We start from the raw sequence: 26,769 nt of genomic DNA, 5'->3' as shown, positions 1-26,769 counted from the left end.
GGTTCCAAAGTCGAACCTCTCGCCAGGAATCAGCGTGGCGAATGACTGGATCGGTCATCCGGCACGGTTGCGCGTCTGGCTGGCCGCTTCCTGAACCTTTCTCAAACGCTCCCTCGAAGAAGCCGAGAGCCGGTCGACGCCCAAGAGGCGCGCCATAACAAGGGGCGGATCATCCTCGTCGAAAATTTCTGGCTTCTGGAGGGCGAAGTCTGTCAGCTCCGCAAGCGAGATCTCCGGAATGTTCCTGCGGTGCTCTGGCCCGGCCGGCTTCCGATAGGGGAACCGATCTTGCGGGGGGCCATTCCACAGGAAGGGGCTGTCGCCTGTTTCTGTGCGCTCTGCACCGTGGACATGCTGTTCGATGCGCTCACGAATGCGCTTGCCCGTTCGTAGCCAACCGTGCGCGCGGGCGATGCGCTGCATGAGAATGTCCTCTCGTACAGGTGCTTCGGCCTCCAGGACCGCGTCGACCATTTCCTGAAGTGTCTGGCGGTACGAGGCGGCGTAGAAGCGATCGGCGTCAGCCGGAAACCGTGAGAGGTCGGTGACCCGATACAACTGCCCCGTTTGTCCATCCAGCTTTTGGTCAGTATGCACGAAAGTGCTGCCATCCTCCGCGAAGTGGTCCCCGAACATATCCTCTCGGGGCTCGGGATCTTCTGGCTCCGATGTTCCGGAGGAAGTCCGCGGAGGCAAATCGGCCTGCTCCTGCGCCTCTCTCGTCTCGCCTTCCGTTTCATTCATTTCCCAATGGATGGGCTCTTCTTCGGACGGCGTCGGCTCAGCGTGATTTCGGCTCTCCTCGAGCAGGGCTTCCAAAGCGTCGTGCAATCGGGTTGCTGCGCCGGCACTGTCGAACCACCAGTCGGTCGACCAGACCCGCAGGATGTTCCAGCCAAGGCCTCGAAGCACCTGTTCGCGGACCTTGTCGCGATCCCGAGCGGTCGCCGAACGGTGATAGGTGGCACCATCGCATTCGACGCCCGCGAGAAACGCTCCCGCCCGATCCGGGTGCTTCACGCCGATGTCCACCCGGAAACCTGAAACTCCGACCTGTGGGACGAGATGCCATCCGCGGTTGCGCAGCGCCTCGGCGATCGCTTCCTCGAACGGCGACTCCAGTTCACCCTGTGAGCCGGCATCCTGTGCGGGCAGCGCGACCGGTCCTCGTTCGGCGTAGTCGAGGAAGGTCTTGAGGTGATGGACACCGGTCGCCTTCGTTCGGCTCAGGTCGATCTGGTCGGCAGTTATTCCGGCGAAGACAACCAGTTCCTGACGGGCACGCGTGACCGCGACATTGAGACGCCGCTCGCCGCCATCGTGATTAATCGCACCGAAACTGACCGAGAGTTTTCCCGCGTGATCCTTGCAAAACGTGATGGAAAACAGGATCACGTCTCGTTCATCGCCTTGCACGTTCTCGAGGTTCTTCACGAAAACGGGCTCGATCCGCTCGTCGGCGAAGAACCATTCGAGGTCCTGGTTTGCCCGTCGCTCCTCGTCGAGGAAGTCCTGAATCAGGGACTGCTGCTGGGTGTTGAAGGTGATGACCCCGATCGTCGGCCGCTCGCGCTCCGGCAGGGCGAGCCAGCGTTTGAGGCGCCCCGCCACCTCCCGGGAAATCGCACGGGCCTCTTCCTTGTTTGTCCGGCTCTTGCCCCGGTCATAGACCGCGTTCGGCACGTGTCGGAAGGAAACTGCCCTGTCCTCGGTAACAGGAGAGGGGAACGTGATCAGCCGGTTCTCGTAGTAGTTCCAGTTCGAGAAAGCGATCAGCGACTCATGTCGGCTCCGATAGTGCCAGCGAAGGTCGTGAACCGGGAGCCCAGAAGCCTTGGCCTCGTCGAGGATGCTCTCCAGATCTTTTTCGTACTCTTCGACCTCGCCGCTCTCTTCCTCGTTTCGCCCGAAGAAGTTGGTGGGCGGAAGTTGCTTCGGATCACCGACGATGATTGTCTGCCGACCCCGCGCCACCGCCCCGACGGCGTCCCATGTCGTGATCTGTGAGGCCTCATCGAAGATGACGACGTCGAACAGTGCCTGTTCCGGCGGAAGGTACTGCGCGATCGAGAGCGGCGACATGAGCACGCATGGCGCGAGCTTTGCGAAGCTCTCTGGCATGCCGCCGATCATTTCTCGTATGGACCGGCTGGGCCGCTTGAGCTCCATCTGGTGCCGCAGGAGGCCGAGCTCCGACTTCCGCGGCACGCTTTGTGGAGAAGGCAGGTCGTGCTCGACAGCCGAGCGGACGCGAGCCGACGCGGCCTTGCGAACCAGATCGTCAATATCGCGGAACTCGCCGATCGCATGTTCGTGCTGGAAACGTCGGAAATCTCGCAGGGTTGCGTCATCGTCGATCGCCAGCGGAAGCCACCAGCGGACATAGCCGAGCAGAAGTGCTTCGCGTGCATCGTTCGCGACGATCGCGCCAGTCTCGAGGTCTCTGATCAAAGGTCCGAGGCCATAGGCCGTGGCCCTGTTTCTCACGGAACACCACGACGACCAGTTGCGCAGCAGAGAGCGGCAATTCTCCAGTTCCGAGGCAAGCTCGGCGACAGCGGATAGGCCGCCCCTGGCCTGATCGATCTCGGGCGCCGTGCCTGCGATGCCTGAGAACGTTGTTTCGGCTTCGAGGAAGTGGCGATATGCACGGAGGTACGCCTCTGCCGACCGCCGTATGGGCCTGCTTTCCGCCCCGGAGAGGACGGGCTCGACAGCCCGGGCGATTGCCTCGGCGTCGTTGCCAAAGTCCACCAGCTCAAAAAGCGCCTCTCGTAGGTGTGCGGCTGCAGTCAGGTGATCGCGGAGACGTTGGGTGTCCGTGTTCACGCCGTCGAAATAGTGTGGCACCGCAGAGAGCGGGCTGCCGTCAGCAGCGGATGCCGACGCCTGCATCGCTCGGAGCAGTGGAAGGTCGATCTGTGGATGGGCACGTCCGGCGCGCGCATACGACTGCAGGAGCTTCCGGCACTTGCGGCTGCGCAGCCATGAAAGCGGCCACATCGAGGAGGTTGCCTCGCGCCACTCCCGATCGAGCTGCTCGACCGGCACGCGCTGTACTTCACCTCGATCGTACTGTCCCGAGAGGCTTCCCTCATTTGAGGCGTAGTCTTGCAGCGTCGTCTGGAACGCATCGAGTGAGGAGCGAATTCGGTCAAACGTCTCATCGAAGATGACGGAGAAATCGCCCTCGGCATGCTCCTCAAGATGGGCGGCTATCGCCACATAACACGCGAGCTCTCGTCGATTGGCATCCGTGATAGATGGCAGGCCGATCTGAGGGCGGAGCTCGGAGAGCGCTGCCGCCAGTTGGGATGCCGCTTGGCTGTATTCCCGCCCGGCTGCAAGCAGTTGTTCCTGCCAGATAGAGCTCCACTCCGACACGTCGATCGAGTTCAGCACAGGGCGGACTTCAACCGCCGCGAACGTGAGGCCGAGCTCTTGCGCGAGTCCCTGGAGGTTCAGGAAGCTCGGGCGGTCATGCGCATCCTTTGACGGCCAGGTGAGGGCTGGGGCGTGGCGATCCTTTGCGCGCAGCGCGATGCCCATGGCGGCAAAAGGCGTAAGCCCGTTCGGTGACGAATAGTGGAGAGCTTCAACATAGGCGTTGAGCTGATCGCGGCGGACCTTGAGACGGTCGTTCAACTCCACCCATTCCGAACGGCTATCCTTGCCGCCCTTCTCCCACGCGTCCTTCAGTTGTCCAAGGAAACGACGACGGTCGGCCTTGTTCGAGTGCAGCTCAAGGCAATGATCCCCCAGCCCGTGCTCGCGCAGTCTGCGGTAGACGACATCCAAAGCCGCCGTCTTCTCCGCGACGAACAGCACGGTCTTTCGACTAGCCAGACAGTTCGCGATCATGTTGGCGATGGTCTGGCTCTTGCCCGTCCCCGGGGGGCCGATGACGACGAAGTCCTTGCCCTCTGCCGCCGCCAGGCTCGCAACAACCTGAGAGGAGTCAGCCGGCAACGGCGTGACGATTTCGGCGGGCGAGTAGAGGGTGTCGACTTCGCGCTCGTCTCGGAAGACTGCACTGTCGCTGGTGAAGGCCTGGTCCGGCGTGTCGATCAGGTGTCGAACGACGCGGTTTTGCCGCAGCGCATCGGTCCGCTCCGTCAGGTCCTTCCACATTAGAAACTTGGCGAAAGAGAAGGTCCCAAGTGCCGTCTCGTCCACGACCTCGAAGCCAGGCACGTCGCGAACCGCCTGCCGCATGCGCTCGAGCACGAGCGGGACATCTATGCCGCTGTCGTCGGTTGGCAGATCGTTCTGCAACGACGGCACATCCAGGTCGAAGTCGCGCTTCAGAAACTGGAGGAGCGTTGCATTGAAACGGACATCGTCCTCGTGGTGAAGCAGACGGAACTGCGAGGATGCGCTCCGGCGGTCAAGCCGCGTGGGAACGAGGAGAAGCGGAGCTCGATAAGTTCGGTCGTCCTCCGGCTTCTTCTTCCACCGCAGAAACCCGACAGCAATATAAAGGGTGTTGGTGCCCCCTTCGGCCAGATCACTCTTTGCCTGCCGGTAGAGCGTCGTCAGGCCGCCCTCTAAGGCCTTGGCGTCGAGCGGCGACGCCAACTCATCTCGCTTCAGGGCGTCGGCCGCGAACTGCCGCTGGATATCCTGACCACGGGTCTCCCGGAACAGTGCCGGATCCCGCTCCCCAAGGGGGTTCTGCTCGGGCAACGAGACAATCCTGATCCCGATGCCCTCCGCGAGCCGGTCCTCAAGATAGGCCGGGTCGGGGCAAAGAAACGGTACCGTCGATTTTGAGAGCGTGAAATTGAGCAGGCGATTGCGAAGCGACAGGTCGAGCAGCTTGCGCTGCCAACGATTGACACGGCCGGCGGGCGTTGTCGGCTTTTCCTCCGCGGTCTCCCCGGGCATCGCCTCAAAGTCGGGCATCGACGGGAGCGGAGGCTCGACGGCGGGTGTCTCGACGGCAGGTTGTACTGATGCGGTTCCATCGTGTGAGGCGAGGGGGTGATCCCCCCGCTGCGCGAGCGCGCCACGTCGATGGCTGCAACGAAAGAGGTTTCGTTCTCCTCGTCCAGCCGAGCCTTCGCCGAGTTGCAGGCCTGTGCGAAGGTCATCGCCGGGCGGTGGGTGACGCCGGTCGTCTCAAAGCTGATCAGTTCACGAGCCGCAATGGCTTTGCGAATTTCCGCCACGTCGGTTTCGAGCGTATGAGGCAACGTCCGTTTCGCAAGCCAGACGCCCACGGTCGCGTGCCCCTCGAACAGAAGCACGACCGGATGGAGCCCGGCAGCCTCAAGTGCCGCAGCAAAGAGCAGACTGGTGTCGAGGCAGGTCGCGAGGCCATGGTTCAGGATCGTGCCCGGCCGCCGGACCTTCTGGCCGCGGCTCTCGAAGCTGGCCGGAGGCTCGGCGTAATGTAGCCCGAGGCCCGCTATGGCAGAGTAGATGGCCGCGGCAAGCATATATGCGCGCCGTGGGTCGCCGCTTTGGTATCCGTCCATCCCCGATGGGTGACCATGTCGAGCAAGGCTTTCCGCCGCAGCCCGCAGGACCTTGGCCACTGCCCCGTCGTTCGGCATGATGAAGGCCGGCAACAGCTGCGCCATATCCGAGACGCCGCCCCATTCATCCCGGGCGAGCAGCCGGACTGCAACGGTTGCTTCTGTGACGACGACACCCCCTGACGCTAGCCGCAGGGTGACATCGCCTCTTTCCGCCTCATTGAGGCCGGAAAGATACCCGGGATCGAGATCGACTTTTTGATCGGATACCCAGACCGCATCGCCCGGCAGGAGCCGATCGATCTTCCAGGTCTTTGCTCGAAGGAAAGGCGGTGAAGCCGTCAGCGATAGCTCGGCATTCTCCAGCGCCTTTTGCGTGGAGTTGGCGAGTTTGATCGATCGGAGGACGGGTATCGCGTTCTGATAGGATGCGTAGGTGAAGGCGGCGGCGATCTCTGCCTCCAGCGACACCGCGCCCTCGCTCGCTCCTTCTGAGACTTCGTGCCCTGCGTCAGAAACGCCCGACCCCATCAACCTGCTCCAACTTCACGGTGAAATCTGTTGTTGTTTAGCAACTAAATCAGATCGGTTGTTCGCGGGAAACCAGGGGCAGGGGAAACACCTAGCAGGTGGTCGAGTGAGGTTTCGACATGTCCACGTGTTCTGCGACCTATCGCCGAGGGCTGCCAAGGCCGAGCCATAGCAGGTGAGGCAGAGTTGGCAACGAGGCGAAAGATCGGTCTCCGCCTGTTTCTTTGTGAAACCGGTTTCAAATTTGATTGACCACGGCGCGCCGAACGAGCCCAACTTCTTGGGCTTGATCCGTTTTTACTGCCGATTTGTGAGTGAAGCCGTTTCGCCCTCGTACGGACCAGTCGCAGTGGGCAGAGATGGACATTCTCACAGTTGCTCGGGAACGGATTCTGCTGGCCGGAAGGGGAATGGCAAGTTCCGGCGGCGAACCTAGCGAAGCGGACATTCGTGCGAGAACACGCGCCGTCGTGGTCGGCCCTTTCCGGACGTTCACTGGTCTCCGCGCGTCCCCGCACCGAAGGCCTTCGGATCATGGTCTCAGCGCACGCCGAGTGGCCCGCTCGGCTTCCTCGATGATCGCCCCAACCCGCGCCGGGGGTGGTGTCGAGATCAGCTGCAGGGCGATGCCGCGGAAGAGGCCAAGGAGGAACACGGCCATCGCCTCGGGGTCGGCGTCTGCTCGCACCGAGCCGTCGCTGATCCCTTCGCGAACCTTATCGGCGAGCAGGCCCCGGAAGCGAGCGTCCTGTTCCGCGTAGAGCGGCACCAGGACGGGATCGCTGGCAATCGCCTCGCCCCACATCTGCAGGAACGCGCGGGCAGCCGGACGTTTGTCGGTGACGTTCTTCAGGTAGGCGCGAACCGTGTCCGACAGCCAGACTCCGGCGCTTTCCCCAGGACCCGGGACATCAAAGGCCTGAGCATCGCGCATCACCGCGCGGAGCAGATTTTCGCGGCTGCCGAAGTGATGGGAGACGATCCCCCGGCTGTAGCCGGCGGCCTCGCCGACCTCCGCCAGGGTGAGCGCACGCGACCCGCGCTCGGCGATCAGCGCCGTCGCGGCAGCTACGACCTTGCGTTCGGTCTGCTCGCGACGCTCTTGCTGCGTGCGGCGCGCGGGAGGCTTATCGGGCATCAGGACTGTTCAGGCATCGGATCGACGAAACAGATGGTCTGTCCGTGTGCGCTCTCCTCCCATCGATTGCAAGCACGACAGAGCGTGCGCAAACGACCCCGGAGGGGCGATCGGCTCTGGTCCTTGCATGTCAATCATGCCATGATACTTGTGTGTTATTAAGCAAGTATCAAAGAGGTGACCTGATGTCGCGTACTCCACTCGTCCTCGTCCATGGCAACCCCGAGTCGGCGGCCATCTGGGGACCGCTCATAGGAGAACTCGACCGGGCCGACGCGGTCGCCCTGTCCCCGCCGGGGTTCGGCGTCCCCGCGCCCCGCGGCTTCGACTGTTCGACGACGGCCTATCGCGACTGGCTGGCGTCTCAGTTGGAGCTGTTCCGCGCTCCGGTCGACCTGGTGGGACACGACTGGGGCGGAATCCACGTCGCGGCGCTGGCCATGAGCCGTCCGGATCTGATCCGCAGCTGGGCCTCCGATGCGCTCGGCGTGTTCGCGCCCGATTACGTCTGGCATGCGCGGGCACAGAAGTGGCAGCAGGAGGGCGAGGGGGAAGCCTCGGTGCAGGAGATATGGGGCGGCGACTTTGAGCAGCGACTCGCCGTGACGTCGACCCTCGGGATGACCGGGCGCATGGCGGAGCGGGTCGCGGCAGGCATGGATCCCGAGATGGGCCGCGCCGTCCTCAAGCTGTTGCGGTCGGCACGTCAGCCGGCGATGGCCGAAGCGGGACAGCTCCTGCCGAGCGCCGCACGACGCCCGGGGCTCGCTCTCATCGCCGTCGACGACTTCGGGCGAGCGAGCGGGACGTTGGAGCAGCATGAGTGGGCAGCGCAGCGATCGGGCGCGACAATGGCGCATCTGCCGGGTGTGGGCCACTGGTGGCCGGAGGAGACGCCCGCACCGGTTGCTGAGGCTCTGACGACCTTCTGGGCGGCGCTGCCGGATCCCGCAGAGGCTCCTGCGACCGGCTCCGGGGGATGACATCTGGGGACCGGCGGCGTGGATCCCGGCAAGCGCCGCGACGTGGTGAGAGCGGCGTCGCCCGCGGCTTGCCACGGCTCGCTCGGCCCGATGGCAGATCTCGGCGACCCACACCGGCGACGTCGCCGGCGTCAGCGCCGATGGCCGACGCAGCACCGGCGACGCATGGTGCTCTACCGCATGCAAGACGGGCTGATCGTCGAGACCTGGTTGCACATTGGCGAAGCGAGTGTCGGCTGTCGGAGACGGCGCAAGCTGCCCTGTACGGCCGGGATGGGCGCGAACCTGAATGGGTGAAAATGGCCCGAAAGCGGACGGTCAGTTTCGCGCATCGTCGGACGCTCAAATTCAGGTATTTCCCATCAGCAGTTGCGGCAACACATGTTTCTGCGGGCCCTTCGGGCTGCGCTCGTCCGGCCTGGGGATGCGCTGCCTGACCTCTCCCCCGGCTTTGGTGACGAAGAGAGGATGCGGGGACAGCTTCGGCATCTCCTGCATCAGCGTGCCAAGCTCGGCTAGCGACCGCTCGGTCGCGGCGCGCAGGCGCTCGATCACCGTCCGATCGGCGCTCCGCACACAGACGTCGACCTGGAACGCACCGAGCCCTGTTTCGAACAGGATCGCGCCACACGTCGATTGTCTTCAAGCCCCCTATATCTGGGGGGTGGGCGGTGCGCGGGGGCAGTCCATTCACCCCGCATGCCTTGACGATTTGGGCTGATTTCCGGTGCCGGCCGAGACCGATGCCATGGAAATCCGCGGGCGAATAAGTTTACCCGAGAGCTGAAAGCCGCTTAATCAGGAAAGACGGCTCCTCTTTAGGTTCGGTCGCACATTCCTGCGGCCTATGGCGGGCATAGGGCGCAAGATATGCACGAGACCCACACACCTTCTGCGAAATCGGAAGGTGCCAAGATCTCTGTCCGTACCGCAACGTTCGGGGCGGACGCGGCCGGGACACCGGCCGCGCGCACGACCCGCTCGCGCATCCGCCGGGTCGCCTCGTCGCTGCTGTTCCAGTCGACGGCGCTGGCCGGCACCTTCGCTGGCTTCCCCGTGCCGATCTATTCGCGCGCCTATGCGGGCACGACCTGCAGCCCGTCGTCGGTCACCAGCGACTACGTCAACAATTCCTCGAAGACCGACGCCACCACCTTCACCTGCACCATCACCTCGTCGTCGAGCTCGCCGCAGTACGCCTACGGCGGCGCCTACATGGCCTTCGATCAGCTGTCCGATGCTCAGGTCTTTCTCAGCGGCACCAGCACGTTGGTCACGGTCAAGGGTACGTACGAACCAGCCGGCGGCCTCAACATCGCCGTGGTGAACGAGGGCGACATCACCGTCGGCGCGAGCGCGGCCACTTCCTCGATCCTCACGTCGTCGTTGGGAAGCAGCAACCAGCGGTTCCTGCTGGCCGACCAGTCGGCCGGCCTTTCGGTGGTCTCGCGCGGGAGCCTGCGTTTCGCCGATCCGACCGACAAATCGCATTACGGGACAGGGGCAAGCGGCGGCGACGCCAAGATCACCAATTCCGGCACGATCACCAGCACTGTCGGGGGCGGTATCTACGCGCTCTCGAAGGGCGGCGACAACTACTACGGATCCGCCGGCGCGGCCGGGAACGTCACCGTCTCCTCGACGGCGGACGTGACCGGCAAGACCTTCGGAATCGTGGCGATCAGCCAGGGTGGCGGCGCGGCATCCGGCTTAGACAACGACCACACGATCGCCAGCGGAACCGGCGGCAACGTTCAGATCAACGTCAGCGGGTCGGTCTCCGCGACCGCCAGCGGACCGGCCGTCTTCGGCGCCTCCTACGGCGGAGCGCAGGCGTAGTCCCAGAACTATTTCTCCCGGATGTCGCTGTACGGACCGATGGGCGACGGAGGGTCGGCGGGAACGGCAACGGTCACGGTCGGCTCATCGTCCGCGGCGTTTTCGGGAACGATTTCCACGACGTCGTCCGGCACCGTCGGCAACGGCATCATCCGGCAGTACGGGCCAAACGGTCAGGGCTCCGACGTTGCAACGCGGCTGCGCACATCAGGCGCCGCCATCGCGGCCTACAGCATCGGCGGCTACGGGTTCATCACCGACAAGTCCTACTCGAAGCCAGGCGGCAACGGCGGCGACGGCGCCGCGGTGACGATCACCGTCTACGGGACATCAAGCGCGGCCATCAAGACAAGCGGCTCCGACTCCCCGGCGGTCCATGCCCTGAGCGCCGGTGGGGCGGCCGACGACTGGGAGGGCGACGGGGCCGATATCGTCGGCGGCAACGGCGCGTCCGTGACGGTGAAGCTCACCGGTGGCGGTACCATCCAGACCGAAGGGAAGCATTCGAGCGCGGTCATGGCGCAATCCCTCGGCGGAAGGGGAACCTGGAATTACGACGGCAAGGCCACTCAGGCCGGTGCGGCCGGCTCCGTCACCGTGACCAACGACTTCGCCATCACCACCAACGGGAACTACTCCCACGGCATCGTCGCCCAGTCGGCATCCGCCGCCTATGGCGGCGCCGACCTCGTCTATCCGGGCGAAGGCTCCGTCTTGTGGGGGGATGCCAGCGGCTCTTCGCCCTCCAGCAGCACCGTGACCGTGACCAACGCGGGCGATATCACGACGTACGGGGTCGATTCCCACGGCATCGTCGCCCAGTCGCTCGGCGGTGGCGGCGGTCTTCTCGTCGCCACGACGACATTGTCGACCGACGGCACCGGGGTGGTCACCGGCACGACGTCCCAGAACGTCGGCGGCTACAGCGGCAGTTCGGACGGCCACGAGGTGACCGTCACCAACAGCGGCAACATCACGACCAGGGGCGGCTATGCGACGAGCGGATCGTCGCCCAGCGAGGACGATGCGTCGCTGGGCGGATCGATCGCTATCCTCGCCCAGTCCATCGGCGGCGGCGGCGGCATGGTCACCGGCTCGGGTGCGTCGAGCGGGACGACCAAGGGATCCTACTCGACCATCGGCGGGGCCGGCTCGTCGAGCGGCGACGCGAGTGGCGGCAACTCCGTCACGGTGACCAACACCGGCAACCTGACGACCTACGGCTCGGAGGGGCACGGCATCGTCGCCCAGTCCGTCGGCGGCGGCGGCGGCGCGGGGCGCAACAAGCACGGCCTGTTCCTGTCGGTCGGCGGCAAGGGAGGCCCGGGCGGCGACGGCGGCACGGTCACCGTCTCCACCTCGGGCAGGATCGTCACCTCCGGCGACTACGCCAGCGGCGTCATCGCCCAGTCGATCGGTGGTGGTGGCGGCGCCGGCGGCAAGGCCACGGCGTGGGGGGCCATCATTCCGACCGTCAGCGTGGGCGGCACCGGCGGCAAGGGCGGCGGCGGCGGCAACGTCACCCTGGAGCGGCAGGACGACAGCTACATCTACACCAAGGGCTACCACGCCCCGGCGATCGTGCTGCAGTCGATCGGCGGTGGCGGCGGGACGGGGGGCGCGGCCAAGTCCTACAACGCCGGAGCTGGATGGTCGCTCGCCTTCTCGTCGGGCGGGCATGGTGGCTCCGGCGGCGCGGGTGGCGACGTCTACGCCCATGTCGGCGGTACCGTGAAGACCGCTGGAAAAGACTCGCCCGCTGTCATCGTTCAGTCGCTCGGCGGCGGCGGCGGACAGGGCGGCACCGCCTCGTCGAAAGCGCTGGCGGCCGGCGTGCCGGTCGGGGCCAGCGGCAAGTCCGTCTCGCTGTCCATCGGGATCGCCCACGGCGGCGACGGCGGCTCCGGCAGCGATGGCAGCAAAGCCTATGCTTGGATCGAGGACAGCGCCACGGTTTCGACCCAGGATGACGGCGCGTCCGGTCTGATCGTCCAGTCGGTCGGCGGTGGTGGCGGCCAGGGCGGCGATGCCACCGCGGCGAGTGGGTCGGCGTCGCTCGCAGGCTTGCTGGAAGGCCGCACCGATGGCATCGCCACCGTCGAGGATGCGACGCTGCAGTTCTCGCTCAACCTGGCGCTGGGTGGAACGGGCGGCAAGGGCGGCGATGGCGGCATCGCCTACGCGCACAATCTCGGCGCCATTTCGACGACCGGCGACTTCGCCGAGGGCATGGTGGTGCACTCGACCGGCGGCGGCGGCGGTCACGGCGGCACCGGCGAAAGCCATTCGGTCAGCGGCTTCGGCGACAGCACGTTCACGCTCAGCGTGTCGCTCGGCGGCAGCGGCGGCGACGGCGGCGATGGCGGCACGGCAAAGGCCGGCGTCTCCTCCTCCGGGTCGATCACCACCGCCGGCACGAATTCCGACGCACTGATCGTCCAGTCGATCGGCGGCGGCGGCGGTATCGGGGGCAGCGGCAGCGGCGACGTTGACGCGAAAACGCAACTGACGATCGGTCTCGGCGGATCGGGCGGGAGCGGCGGCACAGGCGGCACCGCCTACGCCTGGAACGCCGGCAAGATCACCACCAGTGGTGATTTCTCGAGTGGCATGGTCGCCCAATCGATCGGCGGCGGCGGCGGCAAGGGCGGATCCGGAACCAGCTCCGTCACCCATTCCTTCGAGTTCGCGAAGACGCTGAAGGAAGAGTCCGACATCGACGTCAAGGCCAAGTGGGATCTGGCCATCTCGCTGAAGACCCAGATCGGGGCGAGCGGCGGCGACGGCGGCGATGGCGGCGCCGTCATCGTCGGTCTGCCGGATGCCGGCCAGACCGACTTCTCCTACGGCACCATCACGACGTCCGGGACGTTCTCCGATGGCATCATCGCCCAGTCGATCGGTGGCGGCGGCGGACTGGTCGGCACGTCTTCGAACAAGAACAAGTACGACGCGCACGTCGACAGCGTCGAGTTCGCCTATGCGATCCACACGTTCGGCGGCAGCGGGGGAGCCGACGGCAAGGGCGGCACGGTGAGCGTCTATGCGGCCAACATCACCACGTCCGGCTTCGGCTCGAACGGCGTCGTCGCCCAGTCGATCGGCGGCGGCGGCGGCAAGGGCGTGACGACCGGCTACGCGCTCGATGCGGTGACCCTGATATTCGGGGCGGAGGCCGATGACGCGGACGACATGAAGGGCGGCAGCGTTGCCGTCCGGACGCTCGGGGAAACCAACATCATCACGTCGGGCGATATCGCCATGGGCGTGGTCGCCCAATCGATCGGTGGCGGCGGCGGTCTGGCAGGCGTGGCCCTCGGCACGTCGACCGAGGTCAACTCCGACGCCGGATCCAATGTTATCCAGCCGGAATTCGGCGTTTCCGGCTCGGGCGACCACGACGACTCCTTCGATGGCGGAACCGTCTCCGTCCAGCACTACGGCTCGCTGACGACGACCGGCGATCGGTCGGTCGGCATTGTCGCGCAGTCGATCGGTGCGGGTGGCGGACTGGTGGTCGCCTCGGCCCAAAGCATCAGCTACGCGTCCTTCAGCTCCGATCAAGGCACGGGCGCCGGCCAGGAGGTGACGGTCGAGCTGCACAACGGGTCGTCGATCGCGACCACCGGAGACGGCGCTGTCGGCATCCTCGCCCAATCGCTCGGCGGCGGCGGCGGGGTCGGTGCGGACCTCAACCAGAAACTGAACGTCTACTATCTGAAGGACGGAGGAAAGTACGCGCACGGAAGCAAACGATACTCCAGCAAGGTCGCGATTTCGGTCCACAGCGAGGCGTCGATCTCCACCACCGGCTCCTATGCCCACGGCATCCTTGCCCAGTCGGTGGCCGGCTCCGGAGGCATTTTCGCGACCTCGTCCCACAAGACCTATGCCGGATCGTTGCACCTGAACGACGACAATACCGACGGCGACATCGACATCGACCTCGCCGGCAGCGTCAGCGTGACGGCCGACAACGCCTGGGGGATCTGGGCACAGGTTCAGGACGGGTCGATCGAGGTCACCATTGATGGTGCGGGCAGCCTGATCGGCACCACCTCCTCGGACGTCAACGGCGGTGCCGCGTTCGCAGCCATCAGCAGCGGCGGATCGGCGACGATCTCCAACTCCGGCACGGTCACCGGCAACGTGGTGAAGAACGTCGCCGGCCAGGAGACGTGGTCGAAGGACTATTCCGCCTCGTCTTTGGCAGACGGCGCGGTGCGGATGAGTGCGGCGGCGCCCGCCGGCCAGGCGCTGTTCGCCAACCAGGGCAGCGGCACCTTCGCGACGGGGACGATCGCCGATCTCGACACGGTGCTGAACGCCGGCACGCTGTCCATCGGCGGATCGAACCGCACCCTGAAGACAACGGTGACCGGCGATCTGGTCGGCGTCGGCACGTCGGATAGCGGCAGCGCCTTCGACGTCGGCGATGCCGGGCTCGACCGCAGCTTCACGCCGGTCTCCTACTTCGAAGGCACCGCCGAGAAATCCTGGCGCACCGCCACGTCCAGCCGCGGCGGCCTGATCGCCGGCCTCGACGTCGACATGGAGAAGCGCACCGGCGATCAGCTCGTCGTCCGCGGCGACTTCGCCGGCACCTGGGGCACCATCCTCAACCCCTACGCCATGCTGCCGAACGTCCGCACCGACTTCATCAAGGTCGCCGGCGCCGACCTCAGCGATACCTCGATCCTCTCCACGCTCGTCTACCGCTTCACCGATGTCACCACCTCCGACACCGGCTGGAAGGGGTTCGAGGTCAAAAGTGCCCACTTCGAGGACACCGGCGTGGCCATGGGCGCCAACGCCACCGGCGTCTCCCACGGCCTGCAGAGCGCCTGGGACAACCTGGCCAGCGGCGGCGCCACCACGGTCGACGCCGACGACGGCGGGCCGTCCATCGCCCAGGCGTTCGCCGCCTTCCACGCCGCCACGCCGTCGACGCTGGAGCAGATGCTGGCCGTCGTCGCCTCCCAGACCACCGTCGCCGGCCCGGCGGGCGCGCCGCAGGGCGCCGTCACCGCCGCCAACAGCGTGCTCTCCTGTCCTGCCTTCACCACCGGCGTGGCCCTGCAGGAGGGCGAGTGCGTGTGGGGCCGCTTCCTCGGGGCACGGGCGGAGCGGGACGCGACAGACGGCAGCATCGGATACGAGGAACAGACCACCGGCCTCCAGGCCGGCGGCCAGAAGGCGCTCGGCGACGGCTGGTTCCTGGGCGGCAGCCTCTCCTACGAGGACTCCTGGTTCACCAACGACGCCGGCACCGAGAAGGTGGAAGCCAACTCGTTTACCGCCGCGGCGGCGCTGAAGAAGGAGGTCGGCGCCTGGCTGTTCGCGCTGGCCGGCGGCGCCGGCTACACGTGGGGGGAGTCCTCGCGCTACCTGTCGCTCGGTTCCCTTTCGGCCGTGGCCGAGGCCGACCCGACGTCGGCCTTCGTGTTCGGCCGGGCCCGGGCCTCCTACGAGATTGCCTTCGACACGCGGTTCTACATGCGGCCGATGGTCGACCTCGACGTCATCACGGTGCACCAGGAGGGCTACCGCGAAAGCGGCGCCGGCGGCCTCAACCTGATCGTCGACGACGCCACCAAGACGGTGTTCGGGGTGACGCCCGGGGTGGAGTTCGGAGCGCGCCTGGACATGGGATACGGCCTTCCGGCGCGGCTGTTCGCCGGCCTCGGCGTGTCGTTCCTGTCCGACGACACCTGGGAATCGACCGCCCGCTTCGCCGGTATCACCGCCATGGACCAGTTCACCACCATCATGCCCATCAACGACACCGTCGGCCTGGTCACCGCCGGCATCGACCTGCAGAAGGTGCACGGCATGCAGCTCAAGCTGCAATACGACGGCGCTTTCGCCGACGGCTACCAGTCCCACGGCGGCTCGCTCAGGTTCGGCTACCGGTTCTGAGGCCGCGAGGCGTCAGGCAAGTCTCTATTGTACTGCCCGTGCCTGAATGAATGGCTGCTTACGGGCATTCTGCAAATGGAGGCAGATGACTGACTTGGGCGCTTGGCGGACGGGCAGCTTTCGGTAAATAAGGAGCTGGCCCCGTCAACGACCAATATGGGCGCAACGTGCCCGCCAGGAATAGAGCCTGCGAGATATGGTTCAACGACTGCACGGTCGTTACCGTCACTCGGCTTTGCAGCTATGGAAGTTGCTTATGCTACACAGGCTGCTACGTCTCTACAATCAACGGCGCGCTAAGTTATTGGTTTCAAAGAGATTGGCTCTGAGGCGGTTCGCCTCCCCCGGCTCCACCAATCCCCCCAGGAATTCCCGGCTGACCTGAAGCCGTTGAATTCCCTCCCATCCGGTTTTGCTGACCACAACGTGCGTTCGCTCTGCCGATGCGGAGGCGAGACGTGAAGCTGGTTTCACTTTCCTTTGGCCACAGTCCGTCTTCAACGCGCGCTCGGTGGGCCGTTAGAAGCCGCGCGGCGCCAGCTCAGGCATCTTTTCGTTCTTTCTCGGACCACCGTTTTGCTGCGCGCTGATAGTTCGACGTGTCGGAATAGCCGAGTGCCGCGGCAATATCGGCGACCCGCATCGTGCCGCGGGCCACGAGTTCCTCTCCCTTTGCACGGCGCACGCCCTCCAGCACGGTCCTGAACGTCACGCCGTCTTCCGAAAGCCGACGCTGCAAGGTCCGGGCCGGAAGATCCAACCGGCTGGCGATGAGGTCGATGCTGGTATGGCCCTCCAAGAGGGCGAGACTGACGAGATCGCCGACGATGGTGGTGAAGGAGGGCGTCCGGTTCCGCATCGCGGCGCGAACGTCGCGGAGGGTGATCGACGCGGCTGTCGACCCGGACGAGATCGGGCGCTCGCGGGTCAGCTCGCCTTTGGTGAGCGGCAAGCCGATCCCCGCGGAGGCAAACTGCCACGGAATGCCGGTCGTCTCCTCTCGCGAGGCGGCGGAGGAATCGCGTCCGTAGGGGACCTCGATCCAGGCAGGGGCCCAATCCTGGCCGAGATAGCGGCGCGCGATCTTGACCATCGTCGGAACGACGTGGTCCGCGTGCTGCGCCGTGTCGAGCCCCGGAAACGGCGGCGGTATGTATCGCCAGATGAAATGGTCGCCGTCGCCAGTGAGGGTGGTCGCCGGGCCGGACTGGTGCAGGGCCATCGTCCACGACAGCCGGGCGATCGCGCTGCGGAGCGTGAGCGCACCCAGGCCGTAGTGCATCCACAACCCGTAGTCCTCCGGTTCCATGCCGAGGCCGACGCGCAGACCGAAGAGCGGATCGTCCGCAACCTCGGCGGCCTCGGCGAACAGCCTGACAAGCGCCGACATGGGCAGGCGCGTCTCTCTCATCTCGATGAGGCCAAGGGGAAGATCGACGCGCTTGAAGACGCGGACGACGGCCGCGCGACCCCGCATCTCGGCCAGAAGTTCCGGCAACGGCCCCATGCCGGTCGCCGACGTCATCGGGGGCAGGGCCTGTCCCATCACACTCTCCTGAGTGGCGCAAAATGACCGATTTCGTCGCTTTTGTTTAACGGCCACCTCGGACAGACTGAGAGCACGCGGCAGATCGTCGCAATTAAAATAATCGGGAGGTGTACGCATGAGACGGCTCATAACCCTTTCCGCCGTCCTGGGAGTCGCTGCATTCGCGGCCGCAGGCGCACAGGCGCAGACGCAGGACGGCACCGCTCAGGGCGGGGCTCAGAATGAGAGCCGACCCAACATCCTCGTGATTTTCGGCGACGACATCGGGCAGACCAACCTGTCGACCTACAGCTTCGGGTTGATGGGGTACCGCACGCCGAACATCGACCGGATCGCCGCGGAAGGCCTGAAGTTCACCGACTACTATGCCGAGCAGAGCTGCACCGCGGGCCGCTCCACCTTCCTGACGGGCCAGTCGACGCTGCGCACCGGCCTCTCCAAGGTCGGACTGCCCGGCGCCGACGTCGGACTGCGCGCGGACGACGTGACCATTGCCTCGGCGCTGAAGGACCTCGGCTACGCCACCGGCCAGTTCGGCAAGAACCATCTGGGCGACCGGGACGAGTTCCTGCCGATCAACCACGGCTTCGACGAGTTCTTCGGCAACCTCTATCACCTCAACGCCGAGGAGGAGCCGGAGAACCGCAACTATCCGACCGACCCGGCGTTCCGCGAGCAGTTCGGTCCGCGCGGGGTGATCCGCGCATCGGCGGACGGGGAGATCGAGGACACCGGGCCGCTAACCAAGAAGCGCATGGAGACGATCGACGACGAGACCTCCGCCGCCGCTATGGACTTCATGGAGCGGCAAGTGGAGCAGGGGAAGCCGTTCTTCACCTGGCTCAACACGACGCGGATGCACTTTCGCACCCATGTGCGCGAGGAGAACCGAAGCCCCCCCGGCCTCACCGCGCTAACGGAATATGCCGACGGCATGATCGAGCATGACGCCCTGATCGGCGTGGTGCTGGACAAGCTGGAGGAACTGGGCGTCGCCGACAACACGATCGTGATCTACACGACGGACAACGGCCCGCACCAGAACTCCTGGCCCGATGCGGGGACGACGCCGTTCCGCAGCGAGAAGAACACCAACTGGGAAGGCGCCTTCCGGGTCCCGGCGATGATCCGCTGGCCCGGCCAAATCGAGCCGGGAACGGTGAGGAACGGCATCTTCTCCGGTCTCGACTGGTTCCCGACGCTGCTCGCGGCGGCAGGCGACGCCGACATCAAGGAGCGGCTCCTCGACGGGGCGACCGTCGATGGCGCCGAGTACAAGGTGCATCTCGACGGCTACAACCAGCTCCCCTACCTGACCGGCCAGAACGACGAGAGCGCCCGGAACGAATTCTTCTATTTCAACGACGACGGCGCGTTGGTGGCGCTGCGCTACGAGAACTGGAAGGTGGTGTTCCAGGAGCAGCGTGCGACCGGCACCCTGCAGGTCTGGGCCGAACCGTTCACGTCGCTGCGTGTCCCGAAGATGTTCGACCTGCGTGCCGATCCCTACGAGCGGGCGGACATCACCTCCAACACTTATTGGGACTGGGTGCTGGAGCACGCCTTCCTGCTGGTGCCAGCGCAGGCCGAGGTCGCGGAGTTCCTGGGGACCTTCGAAGAGTACCCGCCGTCCCAGCGCGCGGCCAGCTTCTCCGTCGACCAGATCCAGGAACGGCTGGAGAAGAGCCTCAGCGGCACGGTCCAGTAGGCGCTCGCAGGTCCAGGGACCGGCCGAGGTCGGACGCTCCCGAACCGGCTGGCGGGCGGAACGCGGTTTCCGCCCGCCGTGCATGTCGCGGCGGCGGATGGCGCCGCCGAATGCGGGAAACCACCCATGCTCAAGATCCTTCTTACGGGCGCGCTTGCTCTCGTCGCGACCGCCGCCGTCGCCGACCCGCTTCCGTCCTGGACCGACGGCGAGGCAAAACAGCGGATCATCGCGTTCGTGGAGGGCGTGACCGACCCGGACGCCGACACCTACGTCCCGGCTTCCGACCGCATCGCGGTCTTCGACAACGACGGCACCCTCTGGTCGGAGCAGCCGGTCTATTTCCAGGCGCTCTACGCGCTGGACGTGCTGCATGAGAAGGCGGCGGCCGACCCGTCCATCCTGTCGTCCGACGTCCTGAGGGCGGCGAACGACGGCGATGTCGAGGCGATGATGGCCGGCGGCGTGAACGGTCTGCTCGAGGTGATCAACGTCAGCCATGCGGGGATCACACCGGAGGACTTCGAGGCCAGCGCCTATGAGTGGCTGACCACGGCCACGCATCCGACCAGCGGACTGACCTACGCGCAGATGACCTTCCAGCCGATGCTGGAACTGCTGAGCTACCTGCGCGACGAGGATTTCACCACCTGGATCGTCTCGGGCGGCGGCATCGACTTCATCCGCGCGTTTGCCGACGAGGCCTACGGCATCCCGCCGTGGCAGGTCGTCGGCAGCGAGGGCAGCAGCAGCTACGCGGTCGCCGACGACGGCGTCCCCACCATCACCAAGGACGCGGGCCTCACCTTCAACGACGACAAGGAGGGCAAGCCGGTCGGCATCATGCGCCACATCGGCAAGCGGCCCATCCTCGCGGCCGGAAACTCGGACGGCGACTTCGCGATGCTGGAATGGACGACGGCCGGCGATGGGCCGCGTCTCGGGATTCTCGTGCACCACACCGACGGGGAGCGGGAGTTCGCCTACGACCGCGACGGGCACATCGGCGTGCTGAACCGCGGCCTAGACGAGGCGGCCGGACGCGGCTGGCTCGTCGTCGACATGAAGCAGGACTGGGCGCGGGTCTGGCCGGGCGGCAGCCGGTGACCGCACGGCGCCGGCCGGTCCGCGCGAGGCACGCCGCGTGATCACGAGGTGCAGGACGAGTGGGTGAGTTGCGTATGGCGATGCAAATGGAGACGGGCGAGGCCCGGGCCGGGATCGAGGCGCTTGGGGCGCGCATGGGCGAGGCCATCATCGGCCAGCGCGAGGTCGTCGAGCGGCTCATCATCGGGCTGCTCGCCAACGGCAACCTCATCGTCGAAGGCTTGCCGGGCCTTGCCAAGACCCGCGCCATCAAGGCCCTGGCCAAGAACCTCGACTGCGACTTCAGCCGCATCCAGTTCACGCCCGATCTGCTGCCCGCCGACGTGACCGGGACCGAGGTCTACCACCAGGGTGAGGGCGGGGCGTTCCGGTTCGAGCCGGGGCCGATCTTCGCCAACATCGTGCTGGCGGACGAGATCAACCGGGCCCCGGCGAAGGTGCAGGCCGCGCTGCTGGAGGCGATGGAGGAGCGGCAGGTGACGGTCGCCGGCAAGACCCATGCCCTGCCGCCGCTGTTCATGGTGATGGCGACCCAGAACCCGATCGAGCAGGAGGGCACCTATCCGCTGCCGGAAGCGCAGATGGACCGCTTCCTGATGCACGTGATGATCACCTATCCGCCGGTCGACGACGAGGTGGAGGTGATCCGGCTGGTGCGCCGCGAGGAGATCGCCGCAACGGCGGCGAAGGACGGAGAAGGCGCCCCCGCGGCATCGAAACCGGCGCCGGTGCCACAGGAGGCGGTGTTCGCCGCGCGCCGCGAGATCGGCGGCATCCACGTGGCCGAGGCAATGGAGCGCTACATGGCCGATCTGGTGAACGCGACGCGCGCTCCGGCCGCGTTCGGCAACGATCTGGTGCGGTGGATCGAGGTCGGCGCCAGCCCGCGCGCGAGCCTGGCCCTCGACCGGTGCGGGCGGACCCGGGCCTGGCTCGCCGGCCGCGACTATGTCGATCCGGAGGACGTGCGCGCCATCGCGCCGGACGTCCTGCGCCATCGGCTCAAGCTCACCTACGAGGCGCAGGGGGAGGGAGTGTCCCCGGATGCGGTGGTGGCGGAGGTGGTCCGGCAGGTGGCGCTGCCGTGAAAGGAGGTGACGCGTGGATCGTGCCGCCCGGATAAGAACCGGGACGCTGCCGCCGGCCCGGCCGGGCGGTGACGGCGACCCGCGCGTCCGCGTCTCGCTGGCGGGCCTCAGGCGGCTGGAAGCGGACGCGGGCCGGCTGACCTTCCTGCCGCGCCAGCCGGCCCGCTCGGTGCTGAACGGACGCCATGCCTCGCGCATGCGCGGGCGCGGCCTCAACTTCGAGGAACTGCGCACCTACCAGCCCGGCGACGACGTGCGCGCCATCGACTGGAAGGTGACCGCCCGCACCGGCGAGCCGCACGTGCGGGTGATGACGGAGGAGCGCGACCGGCCGGCGCTGATCGTCGTCGACCAGCGCATGTCGATGTTCTTCGGCTCGGTCCACGCGATGAAGTCGGTGACGGCGGCGGAGGCGGCGGCGCTCGCGGCCTTCGCCATCGCCGGCGAGGGCGACCGGGTGGGGGGCCTGGTCTTCGGCGACCGGGCGATCGCCGAGATCCGGCCGGAGCGCACCCGCGCGGCGCTGAACCGGTTCCTGGCCGCGCTGGCCAACGCCAACGGCCTGCTCGGGCCCGACGCCCCGCCGGCCGCTCCGATGCCCATGAACACGGTGCTGCGCGCGGTGAGCCGCATCGCGCCGCGCAACCATCTCATCATCGTCATCAGCGACTTCGACGAGATCGACGCGACCACGCAGCGGCTGGTCGACGGGCTGTCGCGCCACAACGACCTGGTGCTGTGCCTGGTCTCCGACCCGTTTGCCGACGATCTGCCCGCCGGGCTGCGCCTCGTCGTCTCCGACGGCGAGCTGCAGGCGGAAATCGACACCGGCGACCGCACGGCGCATCGCCGGCTCGCCGACATGGCGCGGGGGCGGCTCGCCGCCGTGATGGACTGGCAGCGCCGGCTCGGCGTGCCCGTGCTGCCGCTGACCTCGGCGGAGGAGACGCTCCCCCAGGTGCTCCGGCTCATGGGCCGGCCGCCCCGCGGAGGCGCGCCATGAGCGGCGATGCGGTCTCCGGGCGCAGCGTCACCACGCTGATCGACCTGCTCGACCGGCTTGCCGAGCCGGCCGAGCCGGCGCCGGTGTCGATGGCGCCGGAGACGGTCGGCTGGGCGGTGCTGGCCGTGCTCGTCGCGGCGATGGTGCTCGGGCTCGTCGTCCTGGCGGTCCGGTGGCGCCGGGCGAACGCCTATCGGCGCGCGGCGCTCGCGCTGGTGGCCCAGGCCGGGGACGACGGCCCGGCGATCGCCGCCATCCTGCGGCGCACCGCGCTCGCCGCCTATCCGCGCGCGCGGGTGGCGAGCCTGTCCGGCACCGACTGGCTCGCCTTTCTCGACCGCACCGGCGGCGCACGGACGGATTTCCGATCCGGTCCGGGTGCGGCGCTCGCGACCGCCCCCTACCGGGAGGGGGACGGCGCCATCCCCGGCGTGGGGGCGCTGGCGGCTCGCTGGGTGCGGTGCCATCGGGCCGGGCGGAGCGGGGCGGCGCCATGATCAGCCTCGGCGCGCCCTGGGCGCTGCTCCTCCTGCCGCTGCCGATCCTCGCCCGCTGGCTCTTGCCTCCGCACCGCGAGCGCGTGCCGGCGCTGCGCTTTCCGTTCTTCCGCCGGGTCGTGGAGAGCGCCGGGGTGGCGCCGCGGGCCGGCGCCGTGGTGCTGGCGCGCTCGCGGCTCCAGATGGCGGCGGCGGTCGTCGTCTGGGTGCTGCTCGTGGTGGCACTGGCCCGCCCCGAGCGCATCGGCGCGCCGGTGGAGGTGACGCGTGCCGCCCGTGACATCGTGCTGGCGATCGACATTTCCGGCTCGATGGACGCGCGCGACTTCGCCGCCCCGGAAGGCGGAACCGTGCAGCGGCTCGCGGGCGTGCGCGACGTGGTGCGCCGGTTCGTGGAGCGGCGCGAGGGCGACCGGATGGCGCTCATCGTGTTCGGCACGAAGGCCTACGTGCAGGCGCCGCTGACGGAGGACCTCACCACCATCGTCGACCTGCTCGATCGCACCGAGGTGGGCATGGCCGGGCCGCACACGGCACTCGGCGATGCGATCGGGCTCTCCATCCGCACCTTCGAGGCGAGCGACATCGACCAGCGGCTGCTGATCCTGCTGTCCGACGGCACCGACACCGGCAGCCGGATGAGCCCGCTCAACGCCGCCGAGATCGCCGCCTCGCGCGGCGTGGAGGCCTACACGGTGGCGGTCGGCGACCCCGACGCCTCCGGCGAGGACCGGGTCGACGTGGCGACCCTGGAGGCGATCGCCGAGCGCACCGGGGGCGAGAGCTTCTTCGCCGGCGACGCGGCGGCGCTGGAGGCGGTCTACGCGCGCATCGACGCGCTGGCGCCACGGGAGGTGGAGACGCTCTCCTACCGGCCGCGGCAGTCGCTCGTCTTCGTCCCGATGCTGCTGGCGGTCCTTGCCGGGACGGGAACGGTCGCGGCCCTGCAGCTGGCCAGCCGGCGGCGCGAGCGGCGTGGCCCGGCCAGCGGGGCAATGGCCACGGGGAGGGCGGCATGAGCGGCTTTGCCCTCGTTCTGGAGGGGTTTCACTTCATCCGGCCGTGGCTGCTGCTCATGGTGCCGGCGGTCCTGATCCTCTGGGCGCTGGTGCGCCGGGCGCGGGCCCGCCGCGACGTACCCGCGGACGGGCTGGCGCCGCACCTGCGCGCCGCGCTGACGGTGGGCGGGACCGGCGGCGCCCGGCTTACGCCCATCGATGGCGTGGCGGCGACCCTGATCCTCGTGGCCATCGGAGCGGCCGGACCGACCTGGTCGCGCATGCCGGACCCGTTCGTGGCCCGGTCGGCGCCGGTCGTCGTCGCACTGAAGGTGACGCCGTCGATGGAGGAGGCGGATGTGGCGCCCGCGCGGCTGGAGCGCGGCAAGCAGAAGATCCGCGACCTGCTCGATCTGCGCGCCGGGGCGCGCACCGCGCTCGTCGCCTATGCCGGCATGGCCCACGCCGTGGTGCCGATGACCGAGGACCCGTCGGTGATGGTGCCGTACCTGGAGGGCCTGTCGCCCGACGTGATGCCGGAGGATGGCAACGATGCGGTGGCGGCGGTTTCGCTGGCCGCCGAGCTTCTGGCCGGGCAGGACGCGCCGGGGGCGGTGCTGCTCGTCGCCGACGCGCTCGATCCGGCGGATGCGGCCGCCCTGCAGCAGGAGGGGATGCCGCCGATCGCGGTCCTGGCCATGCTGCCGGACGGCGTGCGCGATCGCGGCTTCGACGCCCTCGGCAGCATCCCGGTTGTCGCGGTGACGCCGGACGACGGCGACGTGCGCAGCCTCGATCGGACCCTCGACGCGGCCTACCGGCGGGCGATGCTGGAGGACGGCGACCAGCCCTGGGACGACAGGGGTTGGCTGCTTGCCTGGCCGGCGGCGCTCCTGACGCTTCTCTGGTTCCGCCGCGGCTGGACCATGCGCTGGGCTGCAGTCGTTGCGCTCGGCCTTCTCGCCATGCCCGGACCGGCGCGGGCAGACGGCGCCGTGGACCTTTTCCTGACGCCCGACCAGCAGGGGCGCATCGCCTTCGAGCGCAAGGCGTTCGGCCGCGCCGCCGATCTCTTCGTCGATCCGCTGTGGCGGGGCTACGCCCTCTACCGGGCCGGGCGCTACCCGGAGGCGGCCGAGGTCCTGACCCGGGTGGAGACCGCGGAGGCCGCCTTCATCCAGGGCATGGCCTTCATCAAGAACCGCGCCTACCGCGACGGGGTGCGCGCCTTCGAGACGACGCTCGCCCGGGATCCAAGCTATCCGGACGCGGCGGAGAACCTTGCCGTGGCGCGGGAGATCGTCGCGTACGTGGAGCGCGCCCGCGAACAGTCCGACACCGGCGAGGACCAGGGCGTCGGGGCCGACGACGTGGTGCTCGACAACGAGGCGAACCGCGGCGTGGAAACCGAGATGGAAGCGCCCGAGGCCGGCGAGGGCGGCGGACTGCTGACGGCTGACGAGTGGATGCGTACGGTGGACACCCGCACCGGCGACTTCCTGCGCCAGCGCTTCGCCATCGAGGCGGCCAGGCGTCCGGCACCGGAGGCCGGCCGATGAGGATCTCCGCGCGCTCCGGTCCGGCGTTCCTTCTCTGCGCCGTCGCGACGACCGGCGCGGCGTCGCCGGCGCTCGCCCAGGCCGGGGCCGCCGACGCCCCGGTGCTGGAACTGACCTTCGAGGAGACGGAGACCGTTCCGGGACAGCCGCTGACCCTGCGGCTCACCGTCTACGTCCCGACCTATCTGCCGAAACCGCTGGTCTGGCCGAGCCTGGAGGCGCCGAACCTGCTCGTGCGGCTGCCGGAACGCTCCACCGGCCCGGTGAGCAGGCAGATCGACGGGGACACGTGGGCCGGCGTGTCGCGGCGCTACCTGATCTCGCCGATGGTGCCGGGCGCCTTCTCGCTGCCGCCGCAGGAGGTGGTGGTCACCTATGCCGATCCCCGGACGAACCAGCCGGAGCAGGCGACGCTCGCCACCGCGGCGATCGCGTTCCGCGGTGTCGTGCCGGAAGGCGCCGAGGGGCTGGAGCCGTTCCTGGCGGCGACCGGCCTTTCGCTCGACCAGACGATCGAGGGCGAACCGGGCGCGATGACGCCGGGCGACAGCGTCACCCGCACCGTGACGGCCCGGATCGCCGGCACGTCGGCCATGTTCGTGCCGGAGCTGCTGCCGGACACCACTGTCCCCGGCGTCGCGGCCTATCCGGCCGCGCCGGTCACCGCGGACAGGGACGAGCGGGGAACGCTGAGCGGCGAGCGCACCGAAAGCATCACCTATGTGGCCGAGGGGGGCGGCCGCGGGGAGGCCGCGGCGATCAGCCTCGACTGGTACAATCTGACATCCGGAAAGGTGGAGACCGCCACCGCCGACGGCTTCGCGATCGCGGTGGAGGGGCCGCCGGCCGAGGCCGGCCTGCCGCGCGACTGGCGGGCGATCGGGCGGGCGGCCGGTGCGGCGCTGGTCGTCATCGCTCTGCTCGCGTTCCTGGCGGTGCGGCTCCTGCCCCGCGCGCGGCGGTTCGTGGCCGCGCGGCGCAAGGCCCGGCTCGCCTCGGAGCCGCATGCGTTCAGCCAGCTCAGGAGCGTCATCGCCCGGCGCGATGGCCGCGCCCTCTATGGTGCGCTGGATCTCTGGGCGGGCCGCCTCGAAGGCGCCGATCCGCGCCGCCGGCCGGATGTCTCCTCCGCCCTTACCGCCATCGGAGCGGCGCGCTACGGGACGGCCGGACAGGACGGCGACATGCAGGCCTGGGCCATGCTCTCGCAGGCTCTGGCAGCGGCGCGGCGCGACGCGCGCCGTCACCGAGCCGCTTCCCCGTTGCCGCCGCTCAATCCTGCCGGCGCTTCGCTTGCGGGGGCGCCATGACCGCGGCGATCCGTTGCCGGGAGCGTCCACCGTTCCCCATCCCCACCGCCAGACCGGAGA

The 26,769-nt window shown here is 67.8% G+C and carries 15 protein-coding genes; 11 read left to right on the top strand and 4 right to left on the bottom strand.

Translation table 11 applies throughout. The features are described from left to right. Positions 1 to 54: 54 nt before the first annotated feature. Positions 55 to 4,905, bottom strand: a complete 4,851-nt coding sequence (locus ACSSVZ_RS19640) for a DUF3320 domain-containing protein (RefSeq protein WP_453972434.1) — start codon at positions 4,903 to 4,905, stop codon at positions 55 to 57. 1,638 nt (positions 4,906 to 6,543) lie between these two features. Further along, entirely contained in the window at positions 6,544 to 7,149 is a 606-nt protein-coding gene (locus tag ACSSVZ_RS19635; RefSeq protein WP_453972433.1) for a TetR/AcrR family transcriptional regulator, read from the bottom strand. A 185-nt stretch (positions 7,150 to 7,334) separates the two neighbouring features. Here ACSSVZ_RS19635 and ACSSVZ_RS19630 point away from each other — a divergent pair, with 185 nt between their 5' ends. Continuing rightward, the gene (locus tag ACSSVZ_RS19630; protein WP_453972432.1) at positions 7,335 to 8,132 is read left to right on the top strand and encodes an alpha/beta fold hydrolase; all 798 of its coding nucleotides are present in this window, start codon (positions 7,335 to 7,337) and stop codon (positions 8,130 to 8,132) included. 348 nt (positions 8,133 to 8,480) lie between these two features. Here ACSSVZ_RS19630 and ACSSVZ_RS19625 read toward each other — a convergent pair whose 3' ends face one another. Next, on the bottom strand, positions 8,481 to 8,750 hold the full coding sequence (locus ACSSVZ_RS19625) for a DUF6925 family protein (protein ID WP_453972521.1): 270 nt from the start codon (positions 8,748 to 8,750) through the stop codon (positions 8,481 to 8,483). A gap of 252 nt (positions 8,751 to 9,002) precedes the next feature. Between ACSSVZ_RS19625 and ACSSVZ_RS19620 the strand changes: the two genes are divergently transcribed. Together ACSSVZ_RS19620 and ACSSVZ_RS19615 are read left to right on the top strand one after the other, a co-directional pair. Next, on the top strand, positions 9,003 to 9,971 hold the full coding sequence (locus ACSSVZ_RS19620; RefSeq protein ID WP_453972431.1) for a hypothetical protein: 969 nt from the start codon (positions 9,003 to 9,005) through the stop codon (positions 9,969 to 9,971). A 21-nt stretch (positions 9,972 to 9,992) separates the two neighbouring features. Beyond that, a complete protein-coding gene (locus ACSSVZ_RS19615; RefSeq protein WP_453972430.1) occupies positions 9,993 to 15,890 on the top strand; it encodes an autotransporter outer membrane beta-barrel domain-containing protein in 5,898 nt (1,965 codons plus the stop codon). A 541-nt stretch (positions 15,891 to 16,431) separates the two neighbouring features. On the opposite strand, the gene ACSSVZ_RS19610 is transcribed toward ACSSVZ_RS19615, so the two are convergent. Further along, positions 16,432 to 17,568 carry an AraC family transcriptional regulator ligand-binding domain-containing protein gene (locus tag ACSSVZ_RS19610; RefSeq protein WP_453972429.1) on the bottom strand — a complete coding sequence of 379 codons (1,137 nt, stop codon included), beginning with the start codon at positions 17,566 to 17,568 and terminating at the stop codon, positions 16,432 to 16,434. Between ACSSVZ_RS19610 and ACSSVZ_RS19605 the strand changes: the two genes are divergently transcribed. The 8 genes from ACSSVZ_RS19605 to ACSSVZ_RS19570 all read left to right on the top strand — a co-directional run bounded on the left by ACSSVZ_RS19605 (position 17,555) and on the right by ACSSVZ_RS19570 (position 26,709). Further along, positions 17,555 to 19,147, top strand: a complete 1,593-nt coding sequence (locus ACSSVZ_RS19605) for an arylsulfatase (protein WP_453972428.1) — start codon at positions 17,555 to 17,557, stop codon at positions 19,145 to 19,147. The two genes, ACSSVZ_RS19610 and ACSSVZ_RS19605, sit on opposite strands and share 14 nt — an antisense overlap. A 126-nt stretch (positions 19,148 to 19,273) precedes the next feature. Further along, positions 19,274 to 20,254: an HAD family hydrolase gene (locus tag ACSSVZ_RS19600; protein ID WP_453972427.1), complete on the top strand. Its 981-nt coding sequence runs from the start codon at positions 19,274 to 19,276 to the stop codon at positions 20,252 to 20,254. Between the two features lie 74 nt (positions 20,255 to 20,328). After that, complete coding sequence (locus tag ACSSVZ_RS19595; RefSeq protein ID WP_453972426.1) at positions 20,329 to 21,342, top strand: AAA family ATPase; 1,014 nt, start codon at positions 20,329 to 20,331, stop codon at positions 21,340 to 21,342. 13 nt (positions 21,343 to 21,355) lie between these two features. Then, positions 21,356 to 22,345 carry a DUF58 domain-containing protein gene (locus tag ACSSVZ_RS19590; protein ID WP_453972425.1) on the top strand — a complete coding sequence of 330 codons (990 nt, stop codon included), beginning with the start codon at positions 21,356 to 21,358 and terminating at the stop codon, positions 22,343 to 22,345. After that, positions 22,342 to 22,842, top strand: a complete 501-nt coding sequence (locus ACSSVZ_RS19585; RefSeq protein ID WP_453972424.1) for a DUF4381 domain-containing protein — start codon at positions 22,342 to 22,344, stop codon at positions 22,840 to 22,842. The genes ACSSVZ_RS19590 and ACSSVZ_RS19585 overlap by 4 nt, the downstream gene beginning before the upstream one ends. Then, positions 22,839 to 23,861: a VWA domain-containing protein gene (locus ACSSVZ_RS19580; RefSeq protein ID WP_453972423.1), complete on the top strand. Its 1,023-nt coding sequence runs from the start codon at positions 22,839 to 22,841 to the stop codon at positions 23,859 to 23,861. The genes ACSSVZ_RS19585 and ACSSVZ_RS19580 overlap by 4 nt, the downstream gene beginning before the upstream one ends. Beyond that, on the top strand, positions 23,858 to 25,399 hold the full coding sequence (locus ACSSVZ_RS19575) for a VWA domain-containing protein (RefSeq protein WP_453972422.1): 1,542 nt from the start codon (positions 23,858 to 23,860) through the stop codon (positions 25,397 to 25,399). The genes ACSSVZ_RS19580 and ACSSVZ_RS19575 overlap by 4 nt, the downstream gene beginning before the upstream one ends. Further along, positions 25,396 to 26,709, top strand: coding sequence for a hypothetical protein (locus ACSSVZ_RS19570; protein ID WP_453972421.1), 1,314 nt, complete (start codon positions 25,396 to 25,398; stop codon positions 26,707 to 26,709). Before ACSSVZ_RS19575 ends, ACSSVZ_RS19570 begins: the two co-directional genes overlap by 4 nt. The last annotated feature ends 60 nt before the right edge of the window (positions 26,710 to 26,769 follow it).

The organism is Amorphus sp. MBR-141, from assembly GCF_053628695.1.
This window is presented reverse-complemented; position numbering and strand designations above follow the sequence as displayed.